This window comes from Streptomyces sp. NPDC058663 (assembly GCF_042716745.1).
In the GTDB taxonomy this organism is placed as follows: Bacteria; Actinomycetota; Actinomycetes; order Streptomycetales; family Streptomycetaceae; genus Streptomyces.
The window spans coordinates 102,433-117,701 of sequence record NZ_JBHXRV010000004.1; the positions used below are offsets into that span (position 1 = coordinate 102,433).

Sequence of the window (15,269 nt, forward strand, 5' to 3'; positions counted from 1 at the left end):
GAGAGAGCACCACGACAGCCATGGCTGAGGCCCAGACCAACATCCCGGTGGGTTCGACCACTGCCGGTTCCATCGCGGTGGCCGCGGAGTCCACCGTCGCCACCCGCATGAGTGCGCCGCCGTCCTTCGACGTGGCGGACTTCCCGGTGCCGCACGGCCGCGAGGAGGAGTGGCGGTTCACCCCGCTCGCCCGCCTCCGCGGTCTGCACGACGGCACCGCCGAGGCCGGTGGCGTGCTGACCGTGCGGGTCGACGCCCCCGACGGCGTCACCGTCGAGACGGTCGACCGGGACGACGCCCGCCTCGGCAGGGCCGGCAAGCCGGTGGACCGGGTCGCCGCCCAGGCGTACTCCTCCTTCGAGAAGGCCTCGGTCGTCTCGGTGCCCAAGGAGCAGGTCCTGACCGAGCCGATCCGCATCGCGGTGCACGGCGAGGGCGGCACGGCCTACGGCCACCAGGTGATCGAGCTCGGCGCGTTCGCCGAGGCCGTCGTGGTCATCGACCACACCGGTGACGGGGTACTCGCCGCCAACGTGGACTACGTGCTCGGCGACGGCGCGAAGCTGACCGTCGTGTCCGTGCAGGACTGGGACGACCGCGCCGTCCACGTGGCGCAGCACAACGCGCTGGTGGGCCGCGACGCCTCCTTCAAGTCCGTCGTGGTCACCTTCGGCGGTGACGTGGTCCGTCTGCACCCGCGCGTCTCGTACGCCGGCCCCGGCGGCACCGCCGAGCTGTTCGGCCTGTACTTCACCGACAAGGGCCAGCACCAGGAGCACCGCCTCCTGGTCGACCACAACGTCCCGCACTGCAAGTCCAACGTGGCCTACAAGGGCGCGCTGCAGGGCCAGGACGCGCACGCCGTGTGGATCGGCGACGTCCTGATCCAGGCCGCCGCCGAGGGCACCGACTCGTACGAGATGAACCGCAACCTGGTGCTGACCGACGGCGCGCGCGTCGACTCGGTCCCCAACCTGGAGATCGAGACCGGCGAGATCGCCGGAGCGGGCCACGCCTCGGCGACCGGCCGCTTCGACGACGAGCAGCTCTTCTACCTCCAGTCGCGCGGCATCCGCGAGGACGAGGCGCGCCGCCTCGTCGTACGCGGCTTCTTCGCCGAGCTGGTGCAGCAGATCGGCCTCGACGACGTCGAGGAGCGGCTGCTCGCGAAGATCGACGAGGAGCTGGAGGCGACCGTCTGATGGCGTTCGTACGAGTGGCGTCGCTGAGCGAGCTGGAGACCGACACCCCCCGGCGGGTAGAGGTCGACGGCACGCCGGTGTCGCTCGTCCAGACCGAGGGCGAAGTCTTCGCGATCAACGACATCTGCTCGCACGCGAACGTCTCGCTGTCGGAGGGCGAGGTGGAGGACTGCGCGATCGAGTGCTGGTTGCACGGTTCCAGTTTCGACCTCCGTACCGGCAAGCCGTCCGGCCTTCCCGCGACGCGCCCCGTCCCCGTTTACCCCGTAAAGATCGAAGGGGACGATGTGCTCGTCTCCGTCACCCAGGAGTCCTGAGTACCCCATGGCAACGCTTGAAATCCGCGACCTGCACGTCTCCGTCGATGTCGAGAACGGCACCAAGGAGATCCTCAAGGGCGTCGACCTGACCGTGAAGCAGGGCGAGACCCACGCCATCATGGGCCCCAACGGCTCCGGCAAGTCCACCCTCGCGTACTCGATCGCGGGTCACCCCAAGTACACGATCACCAGCGGCACCGTCACCCTCGACGGCGAGGACGTCCTGGAGATGTCCGTCGACGAGCGCGCCCGCGCCGGCATGTTCCTCGCCATGCAGTACCCGGTCGAGGTCCCCGGCGTCTCGGTGTCCAACTTCCTGCGTACGTCGGCCACCGCGCTGCGCGGCGAGGCCCCCAAGCTGCGCACCTGGGTGAAGGAGGTCAAGTCCGCCATGGAGCAGCTCCAGATGGACCCGTCCTTCGCCGAGCGCAACGTCAACGAGGGCTTCTCCGGCGGTGAGAAGAAGCGTCACGAGATCCTCCAGATGGAGCTCATGAAGCCGAAGATCGCCATCCTCGACGAGACCGACTCGGGCCTCGACGTCGACGCGCTCCGCCAGGTCTCCGACGGCGTCAACCGCGTCCGCGAGACCGGTGAGGTCGGCACGCTGCTGATCACGCACTACACGCGCATCCTGCGCTACATCAAGCCGGACTTCGTGCACGTCTTCTCGGCGGGCAGGATCGTGGAGTCCGGTGGTCCGGAGCTGGCCGACCAGCTCGAGGCCGAGGGCTACGAGAAGTACACGAAGGGTGGCGCAGCCGCGTGACACAACTGCCGGGCCTCCTCGACACGGACGCGATCCGCAAGGACTTCCCCCTGCTGGACCGCATCGTCCACGGGGACAAGAAGATCGTTTACCTGGACTCCGCCGCTACTTCCCAGAAGCCGCGCCAGGTGCTCGACGCGCTCAACGAGTACTACGAGCGGCACAACGCCAATGTGCACCGCGGTGTGTACACGGTCGCCGAGGAGGCCACGGCGCTGTACGAGGGCGCCCGCGACAAGGTCGCCGCCTTCATCAACGCGCCGAGCCGCAACGAGGTGATCTTCACGAAGAACGCCTCCGAGTCGCTCAACCTCGTGGCGAACATGCTCACCTGGGCCGACGAGCCCTACCGGGTGGACCGCGACACCGAGATCGTCATCACGGAGATGGAGCACCACTCCAACATCGTGCCGTGGCAGCTGCTCTCGCAGCGCACGGGCGCGAAGCTGAAGTGGTTCGGTCTCACCGACGACGGCCGGCTCGACCTGTCGAACATCGACGAGATCATCAACGAGAAGACGAAGATCGTCTCCTTCACCCTGGTCTCGAACCTGCTCGGCACCGTCAACCCGGTCGAGACGATAATCCGGCGCGCCCAGCAGGTCGGCGCCCTGGTCTGCATCGACGCCTCGCAGGCCGCCCCGCACATGGTGCTCGACGTGCAGGCACTGCAGGCCGACTTCGTGGCCTTCACGGGCCACAAGATGGTCGGCCCGACGGGCATCGGTGTGCTGTGGGGACGCCAGGAGCTCCTGGAGGACCTGCCGCCGTTCCTCGGCGGCGGCGAGATGATCGAGACCGTGTCGATGCACTCGTCCACCTACGCCCCGGCGCCGCACAAGTTCGAGGCGGGTACGCCCCCGATCGCCCAGGCCGTCGGCCTCGGCGCGGCCGTGGACTACCTCTCGGCGATCGGCATGGAGAACATCGCGCGCCACGAGCACGCGATCACCGAGTACGCCGTCAAGCGCCTGCTCGAAGTCCCGGACCTGCGGATCATCGGCCCGGCGACGGCCGAGGACCGTGGTGCCGCGATCTCCTTCACGCTCGGCGACATCCACCCGCACGACGTGGGCCAGGTCCTCGACGAGGAGGGCATCGCGGTGCGGGTCGGACACCACTGCGCACGTCCGGTCTGCCTGCGGTACGGAATTCCCGCGACCACGCGAGCATCGTTCTATCTGTACTCCACGCCCGGCGAGGTCGATGCCCTGGTCGACGGCCTGGAGCACGTACGGAACTTCTTCGGGTAGGGCGGGGAGCACAGTGAAGCTGGATTCGATGTACCAGGAAGTCATCCTGGACCACTACAAGCATCCGCACGGGCGCGGCCTGCGCGACGGTGACGCCGAGGTGCACCACGTCAACCCCACCTGCGGCGACGAGATCACGCTCCGGGTGAAGTACGACGGCGAGCGCATCGAGGACGTCAGCTACGAGGGGCAGGGCTGTTCCATCAGCCAGGCCAGCGCCTCGGTGCTGAACGACCTCCTGGTCGGCAAGGACCTCAGCGACGCGCGGAAGATCCAGGAGACCTTCCTGGAGCTGATGCAGTCGAAGGGCGCCCTGGTGCCGGACGACGCGATGGAGGACATCCTGGAGGACGCGGTCGCGTTCGCCGGGGTCTCGAAGTTCCCGGCCCGGGTGAAGTGTGCCCTGCTGAGCTGGATGGCATGGAAGGACGCGACCGCCCAGGCCCTGGGCGAGAGCGCGAAGAAGGAGACGGCATGAGCGACGAGACGACTGTGACGACCAAGCCGGCCTCCGAGGAAGAGGTCCGCGAAGCCCTGTACGACGTGGTCGACCCCGAGCTGGGCATCGACGTCGTCAACCTGGGCCTCATCTACGGGGTGCACGTCGACGACGCGAACATCGCGACCATCGACATGACGCTCACGTCCGCGGCGTGCCCGCTGACCGACGTCATCGAGGACCAGGCGAAGTCCGCCACCGAGGGCATCGTCAACGAGCTCAAGATCAACTGGGTCTGGATGCCGCCGTGGGGCCCGGACAAGATCACGGACGACGGCCGCGAGCAGCTGCGCGCACTCGGCTTCAACGTCTGAGTTCCGCCTGCCACGGTGGTCCGTGCGTACGGCTGTGCCCCCGGCGCTCCTCGCGAGCGCCGGGGGCACAGCCGTTTTCCGTGGTGTTCTTTCAGTGCTGCGGGTGCCCCGGCGGGGGTATGGGGCCGTGCGGGTACCCCGGCGGTACGGGGGCGGCGTCGGCGAGCGCGGGGGCCAGGTTCTCGCGCCGGATCCGCTGGTCGACGTAGAGCAGTCCGGTGGCGAGCTGGGGGAAGAAGGTCACCAGGATCTGGCTGACGAAACCGCCCAGCATGCTGATCAGCAGATAGCCGCCCATGGAGGCCATCATCCGGAAGAACTCCGCCTCGTCGTCGGTGGTCGGTCCGATGTCCAGGGAGGGGATCATCGAGAACATCCCGAGGAGAGCGAACGGCACCTGGATGAACCAGCTCGCGACCATCGCCATGAGCCAGACCAGCATCGTGATCCCGAAGATCCGCCACCAGGAGCCCTTGACCAGCCGGGCCGAACGGCGCAGCGCCCGCATCGGGCCCGCGTTCTCGAAGACGGCGACGGCCGGGGCCAGGCTGAACTGCACCCACAGCCAGACCGCGAGCGGTCCGAGCAGCAGCGCACCCAGCAGCCCCACCGCGGTAAGCGTCGGCGCCGGCCCGTCGCCGCCCCGCTCCACCAGCGTGAACATCAGCGCCGCGTATCCGGTCATCAGCAGCGCCATCACCACGAACATGATCAGCCACGGCACCAGCAGCACCGCGAGCACCACGGGCAGCCTGCGGACGGCACGGCTCCACAGCGCACCGAAGGCGGCCCGGCGGCCGAGCACCGCCTCCTGGAGGGCCGCGGGCGAGGCGGCCTGGGTCATCGCCGTCGCGAGCAGCAGGCACACCAGGCCGACCAGAGCCACCCCGCCGAAGGTGAGGCCGATGGTGCGGAAGGGGTCCCAGGGCGGGTTCGGCTCATCGGCGCGGATCGACTGCTCGATCACCTGGAACTCGTCGGTCAGCGAGCCGACCGCCAGGGCCGCGGCACCTCCGGTGACCACCAGCGCCAGCCCGTAGACCAGCGCGGCCATGCCCATGAGCGGCTTCCAGTGACTTCCGAAGGCGGCGAAGGTGCCGCTCAGGATGTCCCCGACGGCCAGCGGGCGCAGCGGGATCACCCCGGGCTTGGGCGCCTCGGGGGGCGGCCCCCAGCCGCCTCCCCAGCCGGGCCCGGGCCCTGGCGGCCCCGGCGGTCCGGGCGGGGGGCTCTGGTGGGGTCCGCCCGAGAAGTGGCTCACTGGGTGCTCCGTGGTGTTCGTGGTGTCCGGATGGGTGGTCAGCCGCCCACGGTAGCCGGGGGCGTACGGTTCCCGGAACGGTGAGGCGCGGGCCGTGGGGGCGCACCGGGGCAGCCCGCAGGACGAGACCGGTTCGCCCGGGCGGGCCGCCGCCGGTTAGGTTTCCTGTCATGACCGATACGACTGCTTCTCGCACCACCGGCGCCGTCGCCGCCGGACTCGCCACCATCGCCGCCGACGGCACCGTCCTCGACACCTGGTTCCCCGCCCCCGAGCTCGTCGCCGAGCCGGGCCCCGCCGGTACCGAGCGCCTCTCCGCCGAGCGCGCCGCCGAACTCCTGGGCGCAGCTGCCCCCAAGGCCGTCGGCCCGGACGCCCGCCGCGGCGTCGAGGTCGTCGCCGTACGTACGGTCATCGCCTCCCTCGACGACAAGCCGCTCGACGCCCACGACGCGTACCTGCGTCTGCACCTCCTTTCGCACCGCCTGGTCCAGCCGCACGGCCAGAACCTCGACGGCCTCTTCGGCCTGCTCGCCAACGTGGCGTGGACCTCGCTCGGCCCGGTCGCCGTGGACGCGGTCGAAGAGGTGCGCCTGAACGCGCGCGCCGAGGGCCTGCACCTCCAGGTGACCTCGATCGACAAGTTCCCGCGGATGACGGACTACGTCGCACCCAAGGGCGTCCGCATCGCCGACGCCGACCGGGTCCGGCTCGGCGCGCACCTGGCCGCCGGCACCACCGTCATGCACGAGGGCTTCGTCAACTTCAACGCCGGCACGCTGGGCACCTCCATGGTCGAGGGCCGCATCTCCGCGGGCGTCGTCGTCGGCGACGGCTCCGACATCGGCGGCGGCGCGTCCACCATGGGCACCCTCTCCGGCGGTGGCAACGTCCGCATCGTCATCGGCGAGCGCTGCCTGATCGGTGCCGAGGCCGGCGTGGGCATCGCGCTCGGCGACGAGTGCGTCGTCGAGGCGGGTCTGTACGTCACCGCGGGCACGCGCGTCACGATGCCCGACGGGCAGATCGTCAAGGCCCGCGAGCTCTCCGGCGCCTCGCACATCCTCTTCCGCCGCAACTCGGTGACCGGCGCCGTCGAGGCCCGCCCGAACAACGCGGTCTGGGGCGGCCTCAACGACGTGCTGCACAGCCACAACTGATCACCGGCTGCCGGTACACCGCGAGGGCGGGCGCTGAAGCGAGGGCTTCGGCGCCCGCCCTCGCTGTGCCGCTACGGGGTCCGCCAGGCGGCCGGGGCACCCGGGTTTCCAGCCGGGACAGCCGTGACAGCCGTGACGGCCGGGACGTTGGGGGCCGACAGGCCCTGATTAGCGGTCAGGGTCGCGTGGGCGGCCAGGAGCGCGTCGGTGACCGCCGCTCCGGCGGGCTGAAGGGGCTCGCGGGGCGGCCCCGCGGGCAGTCCCAGGGCGTGCAGGAGTGCCTTGGCGGTGACTGTGCCGGGGAGCCCGGACGCCATCATCAGCTCGATCAGGGGGAGTGCCCGCCGGTGATGGTGCGTGGCCGAGGCGACGTCGCCCCGGTCGTACGCCGCCAGGGCCGCGCGCAGGGCGTGCGGGGCGGCGTTCGCGACCGTGCTGACGTAACCGGTGCCGCCCACCGCGCGCAGCGGGAGGTTCAGCTCCTCGCTGCCCGCGTAGTAGGAGAGGCCGGTGCGGGCCATCACCTTGGCGCTGCCGAGCAGGTCGTACGCACAGTCCTTGACCGCGGCGATACGCGGGTGCCCGGCGAGCCGCAGCAGGGTCTCGGTCTCGATGCGGACCCCGGTGCGGCCGGGGATGTCGTACAGCATGACGGGGAGGGCGACGGCGTCCGCGACCCGGCAGAAGTGCGCCTCGATCGCGGCCTGGGGCGGTCGGCTGTAGTAGGGGGCCACCAGCAGCAGGCCGTCGGCGCCCGCCCGTTCGGCCTGCCGTGCCAGCTCGACGGAGTGCGCGGTGTGTGCGCTGCCGACTCCCGAGAGGAGGGGCACATGGGGGCCGACCGCCTCCCGGACTGCCCGCACGAGTGCCTCCTTCTCCGCGTCGGAGGTGGTGGGGGACTCGCCGGTGGTGCCGTTTAGAACGAGTCCGTCGCAGCCGCCGCCGGAGACCAGGGCGTTGGCCAGCCGCTGGGCACCGGGCAGGTCGAGGGTGTCACCGGCGGGGGAGAACGGCGTGATCATCGCGCAGAGGGCGCGGCCGAAGGGGGCCGCGGGGGCGGGGAGCGTCATGGGGGCAGTGTCGGTCGCCGGGACCGTGAAGGTCTACTTAGATCTCCTACGCTCAAATGGTCAGCAATCATGAAGAGTTGAGGCCGGGGAGCTGGTGGGCACGTGTCCCTCTGGCATGATCCCCGGCAGGGGCGGCACGGCAGCGGCCGCGCGGTGAGGCAGAGGGGCGCACACGATGGGCGTACGGATACGGGCGGTGGCCGCGGCACTGCTCTGCGGGGCGGTGCTGACCGGCTGCGACGGGTTCCTGGTGCCGCCCGGTGAGGGGGACCCCCACGCGAGGGAAAGCGGAGCGCCGCCCTCGCCCACCGTCACCGGGGCCCCCAGCGGCAGCCCAGCCGTCACCGGCAGCCCCGCCCCCACCGGCAGCCCCGCTCCGTCCGCCCCCGGCAGCCTCGCCCGCCCCACCGCCGCGCAGGACGCCGCCGCTCCGCCCCCGGCCGACGGCACCTACACTCCTCCCGCCCCTCAGGCCTGCCCGGCGGGGCTGCGTGTGGAGATGGGCGAGATCCAGGCGGCCCTCATGCGCAGGATCGCCGTCCTCACCCTCACCAACTGCGGCGCCACCCCCCAGCAGCTCTCCGGGCGTCCCTCCGTCAAGGCGTACGCCTCCGACGGCACGGTCGTCGACATCGAGGTGAACGTGCGCGAGGAGGGCAAGAAGGAGGACGCCGAGCTGACGCTGCCGCCCGGCGGCCGCGCGTACTCCCGGCTCGACTGGCGGCCCTACGACGGAGTGGAGAAGGCCCAGGCGCTGGAGATCGCGGCCGGTCCCGGGCACCACGCGCGCAGCTTCCCGCTGGCGGAGGACGTGCGCATGGTGGACGCCTTCGACGTCACCCCCTGGGCGGCCGGCCTGCCCCGGTGACGGCAGCCCTGCACGCCTGCCGGGCCCTGAACAGCCGCCCCGCCAACCCGCTTGACCTCGGGCGCGGTTGAGGTTTGAAGATGATCCTCGAAGCAGCGCACGGGGCATCCCGGGCGCCCGACCGAGGAGACCCGGGATGACCGCAGCAGTTGCCCGCAGCCGTACCGACCTGCTCCGGCCGGGAGTCGGCGTCGTCAAGGTGAGCACCTGGGACGTGGGTTCACCGGACGGTCAGCGGACCGCCGTGGACGCCATCGGCAGGGCGTGGCTCTCGCGCGACTGGCCGGACGCCGGACCGCTGTCGTACAGCGTGTACACCGGTGAGGAGGGCCGGACGCTGCTGCACTACAGCCAGTGGCCCGACGAGAACGCCTACCAGGCCTTCTTCCGCCGGGGCCGCGACGAGCGCAACGCGGAGATCGACGCCGCCGTACCCGGGGTGCGCCGCCTCGGCCTCGACTCGTACACGCTCCACCGCAGCATGGTCACCGAGGACGACGACCGGCTCCCGGGCTGCGTAGCCGTGATCGAGGTGGACTTCGACGGGAGCGACCCGGCGCGGCTGCGGGAGTGGGTGGATGCGGTGTTCACCGCGTCCGCGGGCGAAACGGGGCAGGCCGACGGGTCGCTCTCCGCGCACTTCCACGTCTCCCTGGACGGCACCCGCGCCCTCAACTACGCCGAGTGGACGGATGCCGCCGCCCACCTTGCCCTGCTCCACGCCCCCGGGGACGGCGCGCCGTCCCCCGAGTGGGAGCGCGTGCACGCATTCCCCGGGCTGACGGGCAGCAGGATCCGGCGCTATGCGCCCGCGCTCAGTCTGAGCGCGGGCGCATAGCGGGGACGCGGTGCGGGGGCGCTGGAGACCGCTGTGCCTGCGGGGCGGGCCTGTACCGGCTACGGCCGGAAGCGCAGCACCTGCGGGTCGTGGTCGCTGTTCTGGTCCGAGAACTCGGCGTTGATGTGCACGCTGTCGTAACGGAAGTCGCGGATCGACGGGCTGGTCAGGATCTGGTCCAGGACCTGGCTGTTGCCCTGGAAGACGTACGAGTAACGCTCCGCGCGGGGCAGCGACTTGACGGCCGCGTGCAGGGCGCCGTCCGCCGTCAGGGCCTTCGTCGTCGCCGAGAACTCGAAGTCGTTGATGTCGCCGACGACCAGGACGTTCGCCCGCCGGTCGGCCTTCAGCACGTCCTTCACGAACGTGTTGACCGCCTGCGCCTGCTGGAGCCGCTTGGCCTCCGAGGAGCGGACCGGCGGCTGGTGGTGCGAGGACAGGGCCTCGTCGCCGCCCTTGGAACCGAAGTGGTTGGCGATCACGATCACCGGCCTGCCGCGGAAGGAGAACTCGGCGGCCAGCGGCTTGCGGCTGTTCTCCCAGGCGGCGTCCGCGGGGGCGATCCGGCCGGGGGAGAGGGTCAGGGCGGCGCGGCCCTTCTCCCGTACGACGCCGGTGGGCGTGGTCGCGTCACCGCCCGCGCGGTGGGTGAAGGAGACCCGGTCGCTGTTGTAGAGGAAGACCTGGCGGATGTTGCCGCCGGGCTCGCCGCCGTCCTTGTTGTTCTGCGGGTCGATGGAGGTCGAGGAGTACGAAGGGCCGCCCGCGGCGAGGATCGCGTCCGTGAACTTCTTCACCGTCGCCGCACTGCCCACGGTGCCGTCGTTCGTCGCGCCGTTGTCGTCCTGGATCTCCTCCAGAGCGATGATGTCGGGCGAGGCCAGGTTGGTGACGACCGCAGCCGCGAGCGCGTCGAACTTCTCCTGCGGGTCGCTCGGGTCGAGGTTCTCCACGTTGTACGTGGCCACCGCCAGCTCGTGCTTCGACTGCTTGCGGGTCTGCTCGCGCTCCAGCCCGCGGTCGACGACCTTGCCGAGGGTGCGGGCGGTGAGGGTGTAGCCGCCGAACTGGTTGAAGTCCAGCGGTCCCTCGGTGGTGCCCGAGAGCACGTCGCCGACGTCTCCCTTCGGGAAGGGCTGCTGGGCGAGCGGAGCCAGCTGCTGGATCTGGATGCGGCCGGTGTTCTGGGCGTCGTAACCGCCGTAGACCGTGCCGCCGCGCCGGTTGTCGTTCTCCCACGGCTTGACCGTCACCCACAGCCCGGCGTGCGCGTCACTCGCGCCGACCACCCGGGAGCTGCCGATCCGGATGTTGGTGCCTTCGAGGGACTCGTAGTAGTCCAGGGCGTAACGGGACGGGGCGAGCGGCAGCGCGTTGATGCTGTTCTCCGCCTGCGGGTCACCGGCCGGGGCGTAACGCGAGGGCACCGTCCGCGAGTCGACGACGACCGGCGCGGGCACCTGGTTGCCGGAGGAGAGAACCGTCACCGTCGGCTTGGTGACCTGGGTGAGCGACTGGTTGCCGGACTTCGCACCGCCGGGTATGTACTCGCCCACCGTGCCGGACACCTTGACGGCGTCGCCGACGGCCACCGTCGGGTTCGCACCGGTGTAGACGAAGACGCCCTCACTGGTGGCCGCGTTGCCGTCTCCCTGGGGGTCCTGGAACCAGAAGCCCTTCGAGCCGTAGGCGCGGACACCGGTGACGATGCCCGCGACGTCCGTCACCTGCTGCCCGGCCAGCGGGGATATCCGGGTGGTGCCCTGGATGTCGTGGATACGGGCCGGGGCCGCGGCGTCCGCGTCGCCCGCCGAGGCACTCGTGGCGCCGGTGAGCAGGCCGGCGGCGAGGGCGGTGGTGAGGAGGGCGGCGACCGCGGTGGTTCTCGGGAGGCTGCTTCCGGTACGTGCGTGGCGGGAGGTCATCGGGTACTCCGTGGGTGAGGGCAGGGCGTAGCGGGAAAGGTTTCTACGCGCGTCAATCTCTTGTGTGCGTACAGGTGTTGTCAAGGTTCGGCGGGTGATCCCCGGGTGCACGAAACCTGACGGGTACATGAACCCCATGGGACCGGTGCAAATGCGTCTACGCTGGGTGCCGCTCGAACCCCGTCTTTCCGCACGTTCACGTGCCGTCGTCCTTGCCCGACGTCCCACGTGACGAACGCTTCGCCCGAGGAGAACCCCCAGATGTCCGAAGACCGCCCCACCCTGCCGCCGGTGCGGCTGCACTCGGAAGCGGAGCTGGCGCGGGACGCGCTGGCCGCGCCGTTGTTCGCCCGGGCCGTGAAGCTCGCCCGCTGGGCCTCGCCGGACACCAGGGTCGGCGCGGGCGGCGAGCTGGTCGAGGAGCAACTCCCGGCGGCCGCAGCCGAGTTGGGCCTCGGACCGGCGGACGGGGTGGAGGACGAGCAGGACGCGGCGGCGTATGCGAGCGAGGCCTGGCGCACGGCCGTCGACACCGGGCTCGTCGACATCACCGACCCCGAGGGCCCGGGGGCGGCGGACGCGTACGGGACGGCCGCGCCCGGAGAGGCGCTCGCGCTCCTGGCCGGCGGCAGCCCGCAGGACATCCTCGGGCTGTGGCTGGAGGCGTTCGAGACGGCGTTCGCCGACGCCACCGCGCCCGTGCTCGACGATCTCGGCGCGCTGCTCGGTGAGGACGGCGAGGTCGACCTCGGCGGTCTCGACTGGGACCCGCAGCAGGAGGCGGAGTTCCTGGAGGGCGTCCTCGGCAACCTCTATCTTCTGACCGTGGCCGACGGCGGCACCGGGGACGGACCGGTGCCGCTGCCCGCGCTGGCCGCCTCGATGATCGTCCCGGACGACATGGGCGAGCCCACCGACGACGTACTGGAGCAGGTCTCCGACGCGATGATGCGGCTCGACGACCAGTTCCGGGTGCTGGAACCGGTCGGCCTGGTGGAGTACACGCCGGTCGACGAGGCGCTGATGGCGGAGGAGGGCGAGGAGTCCGTCCCGTCGGCGCAGGGCGAGCTGGACGAGGACGACGTCGCCCGCTACGGCATGGTCCGGCTGACGCCGCTCGGGCTGTACGGAGTACGGGCCCGGATGCTGGAGGCGGGGGTGCACGCACCGGCCGTCGGCGACCTCGCGGACAAGGGCGCCGACGCCCTGCTGGACGCGGTGGGGTACTTCCCCGAGCTGGCGGTGCGTGCCGAGATCGAGCAGTGGCTCGCCCGGCGCGAACCGGGCGCCGCGGCCGCTGAGTTGCTGGATGCGGCGCGCGGAACCGACGAGGGCGGACCGCTGCGCCGGCTGCGCTGCCAGCAGGCGCTGTCGCTGGCCGGGGCGGCTGCCGAACCTGCGGTACGGGAGCGGCTGGACGACCCGGAGCTGGGCGGCCTCGCGCGGGTCTGGCTCGCCGAGCAGGGAGTGGCGCAGGTGCCGGCCCCGCCGGAAGAGATGGTGTTCTGGCTGGCGATCGACACCATCGCGGCGCAGCTGGACGTGGCGGAGGAGTCGCCGGAGCTGCGCGAACTGGTGGCGGGGCTGACCGGGCGGCACGAAGGATTCTTCGACGCGGTGTGGCGGGTCGAGCACCCGGCCACGGCGGAGGTACTGGAAGCGGTGGGGCGGCTGCATCCGGAGAAGAAGGCGGCCAAGGAGGCACGGAAGGCGGCCTTCAAGGCGAGGTCCCGGGCGTAGGGCGGGGACCGGGGGCGGGAGCTGCCGGCCCGGGCACGGGGAGGGGACGGGAGCTGCCGGCCCGGGCACGGGGAGGGGACGGGAGCTGCCGGCCCGGGCACGGGGAGGGGGCGGGCCGGGAGAGGTCCCCGGCCCGCCCGGAGGCGCGGTGGTGTCAGACCTGGTAGCGCGTGGTGTGGCGGAACGTGGTCGACGCCCCGTTGAAGCCGTACGTGCCCCGGTAGGACGGCGGGTTCTGGTACTCACCGAGGATGATGAGGGTGGCCGCGCACGACGTGTCGCTGGTCCGCTTGGCGGTGATCCTCAACTGCTGGCCCATCGAGCCGCCCGTGATCTCCCACGGCGCCCCGCAGATCCCGGACACGACGCGCCCGCCTGTGATCACGAAGGGGTACGTGTTCGGGTTGTAGCGCACTTCGAGCTCGAACGTGGTCGCCCCGTTGTGCAGCCGGAGCTTCGCGTCGGTCTGGAGTGCCTCGGCCGAGACGTCCCTGGACTCCTGGTCCGCGGCGTACGCCTCTTCGCGGGTCTTGACCTGTGTGCCCATCGGGTTCACGAAGCGGTGCTCCTGCTGGCCCGACCGGCCTTGCTGACCTGACTGGCCCGACTGACCTGACTGGCCCGGCTCGCCCTTGGACGACTTGCGTGTCTGGGTGCTCATGATCGGTGGTCCCTCCGTTCCTGTCCGGTGGCCATCAGGCCAGCTGCTCGGATATTTCGACGCGCAGCAGCCTGCGTACGTTCTCGATGTGGTTGACGACGGTCACGACCTGGGAGCCCGCGAAGAGCAGCCCGAGCGCCACGTTGTCGAGGGAGGTGACCAGGGAACCCGAGTCGCCGCCCGCCGAGATGTTCGTGGTGAGGATCTGGTCCTTGAAGCGCGCCGTACCCGCCGGGCCGTAGGTGACGTCGATGGTCGCGTCGACCGCCAGGATCCGGCCGAAGCTGATGTTGGTCGTCCGGCCGGTCTTCTTGACCAGGTTGCCGACGCCAACGTTGATCTTGCGCCGCCAGGCGCGCGGCGCGCCGCTGAAGTACTGCTCGCGGCTCGCGTCCTGGAAGTCGACCGCGCCGAGAGCAGCGTCGACGATGTTGTGGTGGCGTTCCAGGGGGAGTTGCGGGGCGAACTGGATCGGAATGAACCGGTCCAGGGTGGCGATCCGGTCCGCCGGGTTCTGCCCGCCGTCGGCGCGGCCCGGCTGGAGGATCGCGCTGCCCGCCGGAGCGCCGTTCGAGTCGGCGAGTACGTGGTTGTTGCTGAGGATGTAGAACTTGGCCGGGGCGCCCAGACCCGCGACGGGCGGGTCCACGGTGGCACCGGGCAGGAAGTCGTACACCACGCTGCCGAGCGTGCCCGCCGTCACCGCCGCGTTCCCGACGGAGAAGCCGGACGGGCACGGGCGCATCCGCCGCCTGAGCAGCTGAGGCTCGAACGTGGCCTGGCCGCCCCGCTCTTCGAGCATCGGCTGCGAGTAGCGTGCCGACCGATCGGCCGCCTGGCCGTCCGGGCGGTACTGGTCCTGCTCCTGACCAGCGGCACCGTACCGCTGGCCGTACGTCTGAGGCTGCGCCGACACATGGCCGACCGCGAGCACGTCGGTGGGCGTGCCGTCGTCCATCCGCTCCGGAACGACGTCGCGCTCGGGCAGCATCGACTCGGGAACCTTCTGGTTCACCAGGACGAGCAGCGCCGGCACGCCGGTGGGTTCTCCGTTGACCCACTTCACGCCGTGGCCGAAGCCGATCACGTTCGCCATCGGCGACTGCGGGCGCAGGAAGTCGGACATCGCCTGCTGGCGGGAACTGTCACTGACCTGCCCGCCGGTGGGTCCTCGCATCATCTCGGGCTGGCTCACGCCAGACCACCTCTTCCCCGGTACATAGGGGGTGCATGGACGTGCATGGAGTACGTGGAGGGTCACCCGGGGGCGCCGGGGGGCATCCTGGCGTGCAGGACGCCCCGGGACGTGCGGGGTCCGTGGGACTGCCGGTGCGTACGGGGACGCCGCTCGGGCACGCCGTCCGGGTCCTGTGCGGATCCTGTGCGGGG

15 protein-coding genes are annotated in these 15,269 nt (G+C 71.1%); 10 read left to right on the top strand and 5 right to left on the bottom strand.

All coding sequences use genetic code 11. From position 1 onward, the window contains the following. Positions 1-20: 20 nt before the first annotated feature. From sufD to ACFWVV_RS04320, 6 genes are read left to right on the top strand one after another with little or no spacing between them, the layout of a single operon-like run. On the top strand, positions 21-1,202 hold the full coding sequence (gene sufD / locus ACFWVV_RS04295; RefSeq protein ID WP_384349624.1) for a Fe-S cluster assembly protein SufD: 1,182 nt from the start codon (positions 21-23) through the stop codon (positions 1,200-1,202). After that, the gene (locus ACFWVV_RS04300) at positions 1,202-1,519 is read left to right on the top strand and encodes a non-heme iron oxygenase ferredoxin subunit (RefSeq protein WP_384349627.1); all 318 of its coding nucleotides are present in this window, start codon (positions 1,202-1,204) and stop codon (positions 1,517-1,519) included. The genes sufD and ACFWVV_RS04300 overlap by 1 nt, the downstream gene beginning before the upstream one ends. A 7-nt stretch (positions 1,520-1,526) precedes the next feature. Then, positions 1,527-2,291, top strand: coding sequence for a Fe-S cluster assembly ATPase SufC (gene sufC / locus ACFWVV_RS04305; protein ID WP_384349630.1), 765 nt, complete (start codon positions 1,527-1,529; stop codon positions 2,289-2,291). Beyond that, on the top strand, positions 2,288-3,544 hold the full coding sequence (locus tag ACFWVV_RS04310; RefSeq protein ID WP_384349632.1) for a cysteine desulfurase: 1,257 nt from the start codon (positions 2,288-2,290) through the stop codon (positions 3,542-3,544). Before sufC ends, ACFWVV_RS04310 begins: the two co-directional genes overlap by 4 nt. Before the next feature lie 13 nt (positions 3,545-3,557). Further along, on the top strand, positions 3,558-4,022 hold the full coding sequence (gene sufU / locus ACFWVV_RS04315) for a Fe-S cluster assembly sulfur transfer protein SufU (RefSeq protein ID WP_384349634.1): 465 nt from the start codon (positions 3,558-3,560) through the stop codon (positions 4,020-4,022). Continuing rightward, entirely contained in the window at positions 4,019-4,357 is a 339-nt protein-coding gene (locus ACFWVV_RS04320) for a metal-sulfur cluster assembly factor (RefSeq protein ID WP_185025446.1), read from the top strand. Before sufU ends, ACFWVV_RS04320 begins: the two co-directional genes overlap by 4 nt. A 91-nt stretch (positions 4,358-4,448) precedes the next feature. On the opposite strand, the gene ACFWVV_RS04325 is transcribed toward ACFWVV_RS04320, so the two are convergent. Next, positions 4,449-5,618, bottom strand: coding sequence for a hypothetical protein (locus ACFWVV_RS04325; protein ID WP_384349637.1), 1,170 nt, complete (start codon positions 5,616-5,618; stop codon positions 4,449-4,451). A 170-nt stretch (positions 5,619-5,788) separates the two neighbouring features. Here ACFWVV_RS04325 and dapD point away from each other — a divergent pair, with 170 nt between their 5' ends. Then, positions 5,789-6,778 carry a 2,3,4,5-tetrahydropyridine-2,6-dicarboxylate N-succinyltransferase gene (gene dapD / locus ACFWVV_RS04330; RefSeq protein WP_384349640.1) on the top strand — a complete coding sequence of 330 codons (990 nt, stop codon included), beginning with the start codon at positions 5,789-5,791 and terminating at the stop codon, positions 6,776-6,778. A gap of 71 nt (positions 6,779-6,849) precedes the next feature. Here the strand turns inward: dapD and dapA are convergent, their stop codons facing one another. Continuing rightward, a complete protein-coding gene (gene dapA, locus ACFWVV_RS04335) occupies positions 6,850-7,848 on the bottom strand; it encodes a 4-hydroxy-tetrahydrodipicolinate synthase (RefSeq protein WP_384349642.1) in 999 nt (332 codons plus the stop codon). Positions 7,849-8,023: 175 nt separating this feature from the next. On the opposite strand from dapA, the gene ACFWVV_RS04340 reads away from it, so the two are divergent. Together ACFWVV_RS04340 and ACFWVV_RS04345 are read left to right on the top strand one after the other, a co-directional pair. After that, on the top strand, positions 8,024-8,716 hold the full coding sequence (locus tag ACFWVV_RS04340) for a DUF4232 domain-containing protein (RefSeq protein ID WP_384349645.1): 693 nt from the start codon (positions 8,024-8,026) through the stop codon (positions 8,714-8,716). 136 nt (positions 8,717-8,852) lie between these two features. Then, the gene (locus tag ACFWVV_RS04345) at positions 8,853-9,554 is read left to right on the top strand and encodes an antibiotic biosynthesis monooxygenase (protein ID WP_384349648.1); all 702 of its coding nucleotides are present in this window, start codon (positions 8,853-8,855) and stop codon (positions 9,552-9,554) included. Positions 9,555-9,613: 59 nt separating this feature from the next. Here ACFWVV_RS04345 and ACFWVV_RS04350 read toward each other — a convergent pair whose 3' ends face one another. After that, positions 9,614-11,479: an endonuclease/exonuclease/phosphatase family protein gene (locus tag ACFWVV_RS04350; protein ID WP_384349651.1), complete on the bottom strand. Its 1,866-nt coding sequence runs from the start codon at positions 11,477-11,479 to the stop codon at positions 9,614-9,616. A gap of 261 nt (positions 11,480-11,740) precedes the next feature. Here ACFWVV_RS04350 and ACFWVV_RS04355 point away from each other — a divergent pair, with 261 nt between their 5' ends. After that, positions 11,741-13,219 carry a hypothetical protein gene (locus ACFWVV_RS04355; protein ID WP_384349653.1) on the top strand — a complete coding sequence of 493 codons (1,479 nt, stop codon included), beginning with the start codon at positions 11,741-11,743 and terminating at the stop codon, positions 13,217-13,219. Between the two features lie 154 nt (positions 13,220-13,373). Here the strand turns inward: ACFWVV_RS04355 and ACFWVV_RS04360 are convergent, their stop codons facing one another. Next, positions 13,374-13,880, bottom strand: coding sequence for a hypothetical protein (locus ACFWVV_RS04360; protein WP_384349656.1), 507 nt, complete (start codon positions 13,878-13,880; stop codon positions 13,374-13,376). A 34-nt stretch (positions 13,881-13,914) separates the two neighbouring features. Continuing rightward, complete coding sequence (locus tag ACFWVV_RS04365; RefSeq protein WP_384349659.1) at positions 13,915-15,075, bottom strand: hypothetical protein; 1,161 nt, start codon at positions 15,073-15,075, stop codon at positions 13,915-13,917. Positions 15,076-15,269 lie beyond the last annotated feature (194 nt).

What these genes read in the sequence shown, in the direction of transcription:
- sufD (WP_384349624.1), top strand. Translation starts at nt 21, where the DNA reads ATGGCTGAGGCCCAGACCAACATCCCGGTGGGTTCGACCACTGCCGGT.
- ACFWVV_RS04300 (WP_384349627.1), top strand. Translation starts at nt 1,202, where the DNA reads ATGGCGTTCGTACGAGTGGCGTCGCTGAGCGAGCTGGAGACCGACACC.
- sufC (WP_384349630.1), top strand. Translation starts at nt 1,527, where the DNA reads ATGGCAACGCTTGAAATCCGCGACCTGCACGTCTCCGTCGATGTCGAG.
- ACFWVV_RS04320 (WP_185025446.1), top strand. Translation starts at nt 4,019, where the DNA reads ATGAGCGACGAGACGACTGTGACGACCAAGCCGGCCTCCGAGGAAGAG.
- dapD (WP_384349640.1), top strand. Translation starts at nt 5,789, where the DNA reads ATGACCGATACGACTGCTTCTCGCACCACCGGCGCCGTCGCCGCCGGA.
- dapA (WP_384349642.1), bottom strand. Translation starts at nt 7,848, where the DNA reads ATGACGCTCCCCGCCCCCGCGGCCCCCTTCGGCCGCGCCCTCTGCGCG.
- ACFWVV_RS04340 (WP_384349645.1), top strand. Translation starts at nt 8,024, where the DNA reads ATGGGCGTACGGATACGGGCGGTGGCCGCGGCACTGCTCTGCGGGGCG.
- ACFWVV_RS04345 (WP_384349648.1), top strand. Translation starts at nt 8,853, where the DNA reads ATGACCGCAGCAGTTGCCCGCAGCCGTACCGACCTGCTCCGGCCGGGA.
- ACFWVV_RS04350 (WP_384349651.1), bottom strand. Translation starts at nt 11,479, where the DNA reads ATGACCTCCCGCCACGCACGTACCGGAAGCAGCCTCCCGAGAACCACC.
- ACFWVV_RS04355 (WP_384349653.1), top strand. Translation starts at nt 11,741, where the DNA reads ATGTCCGAAGACCGCCCCACCCTGCCGCCGGTGCGGCTGCACTCGGAA.
- ACFWVV_RS04360 (WP_384349656.1), bottom strand. Translation starts at nt 13,880, where the DNA reads ATGAGCACCCAGACACGCAAGTCGTCCAAGGGCGAGCCGGGCCAGTCA.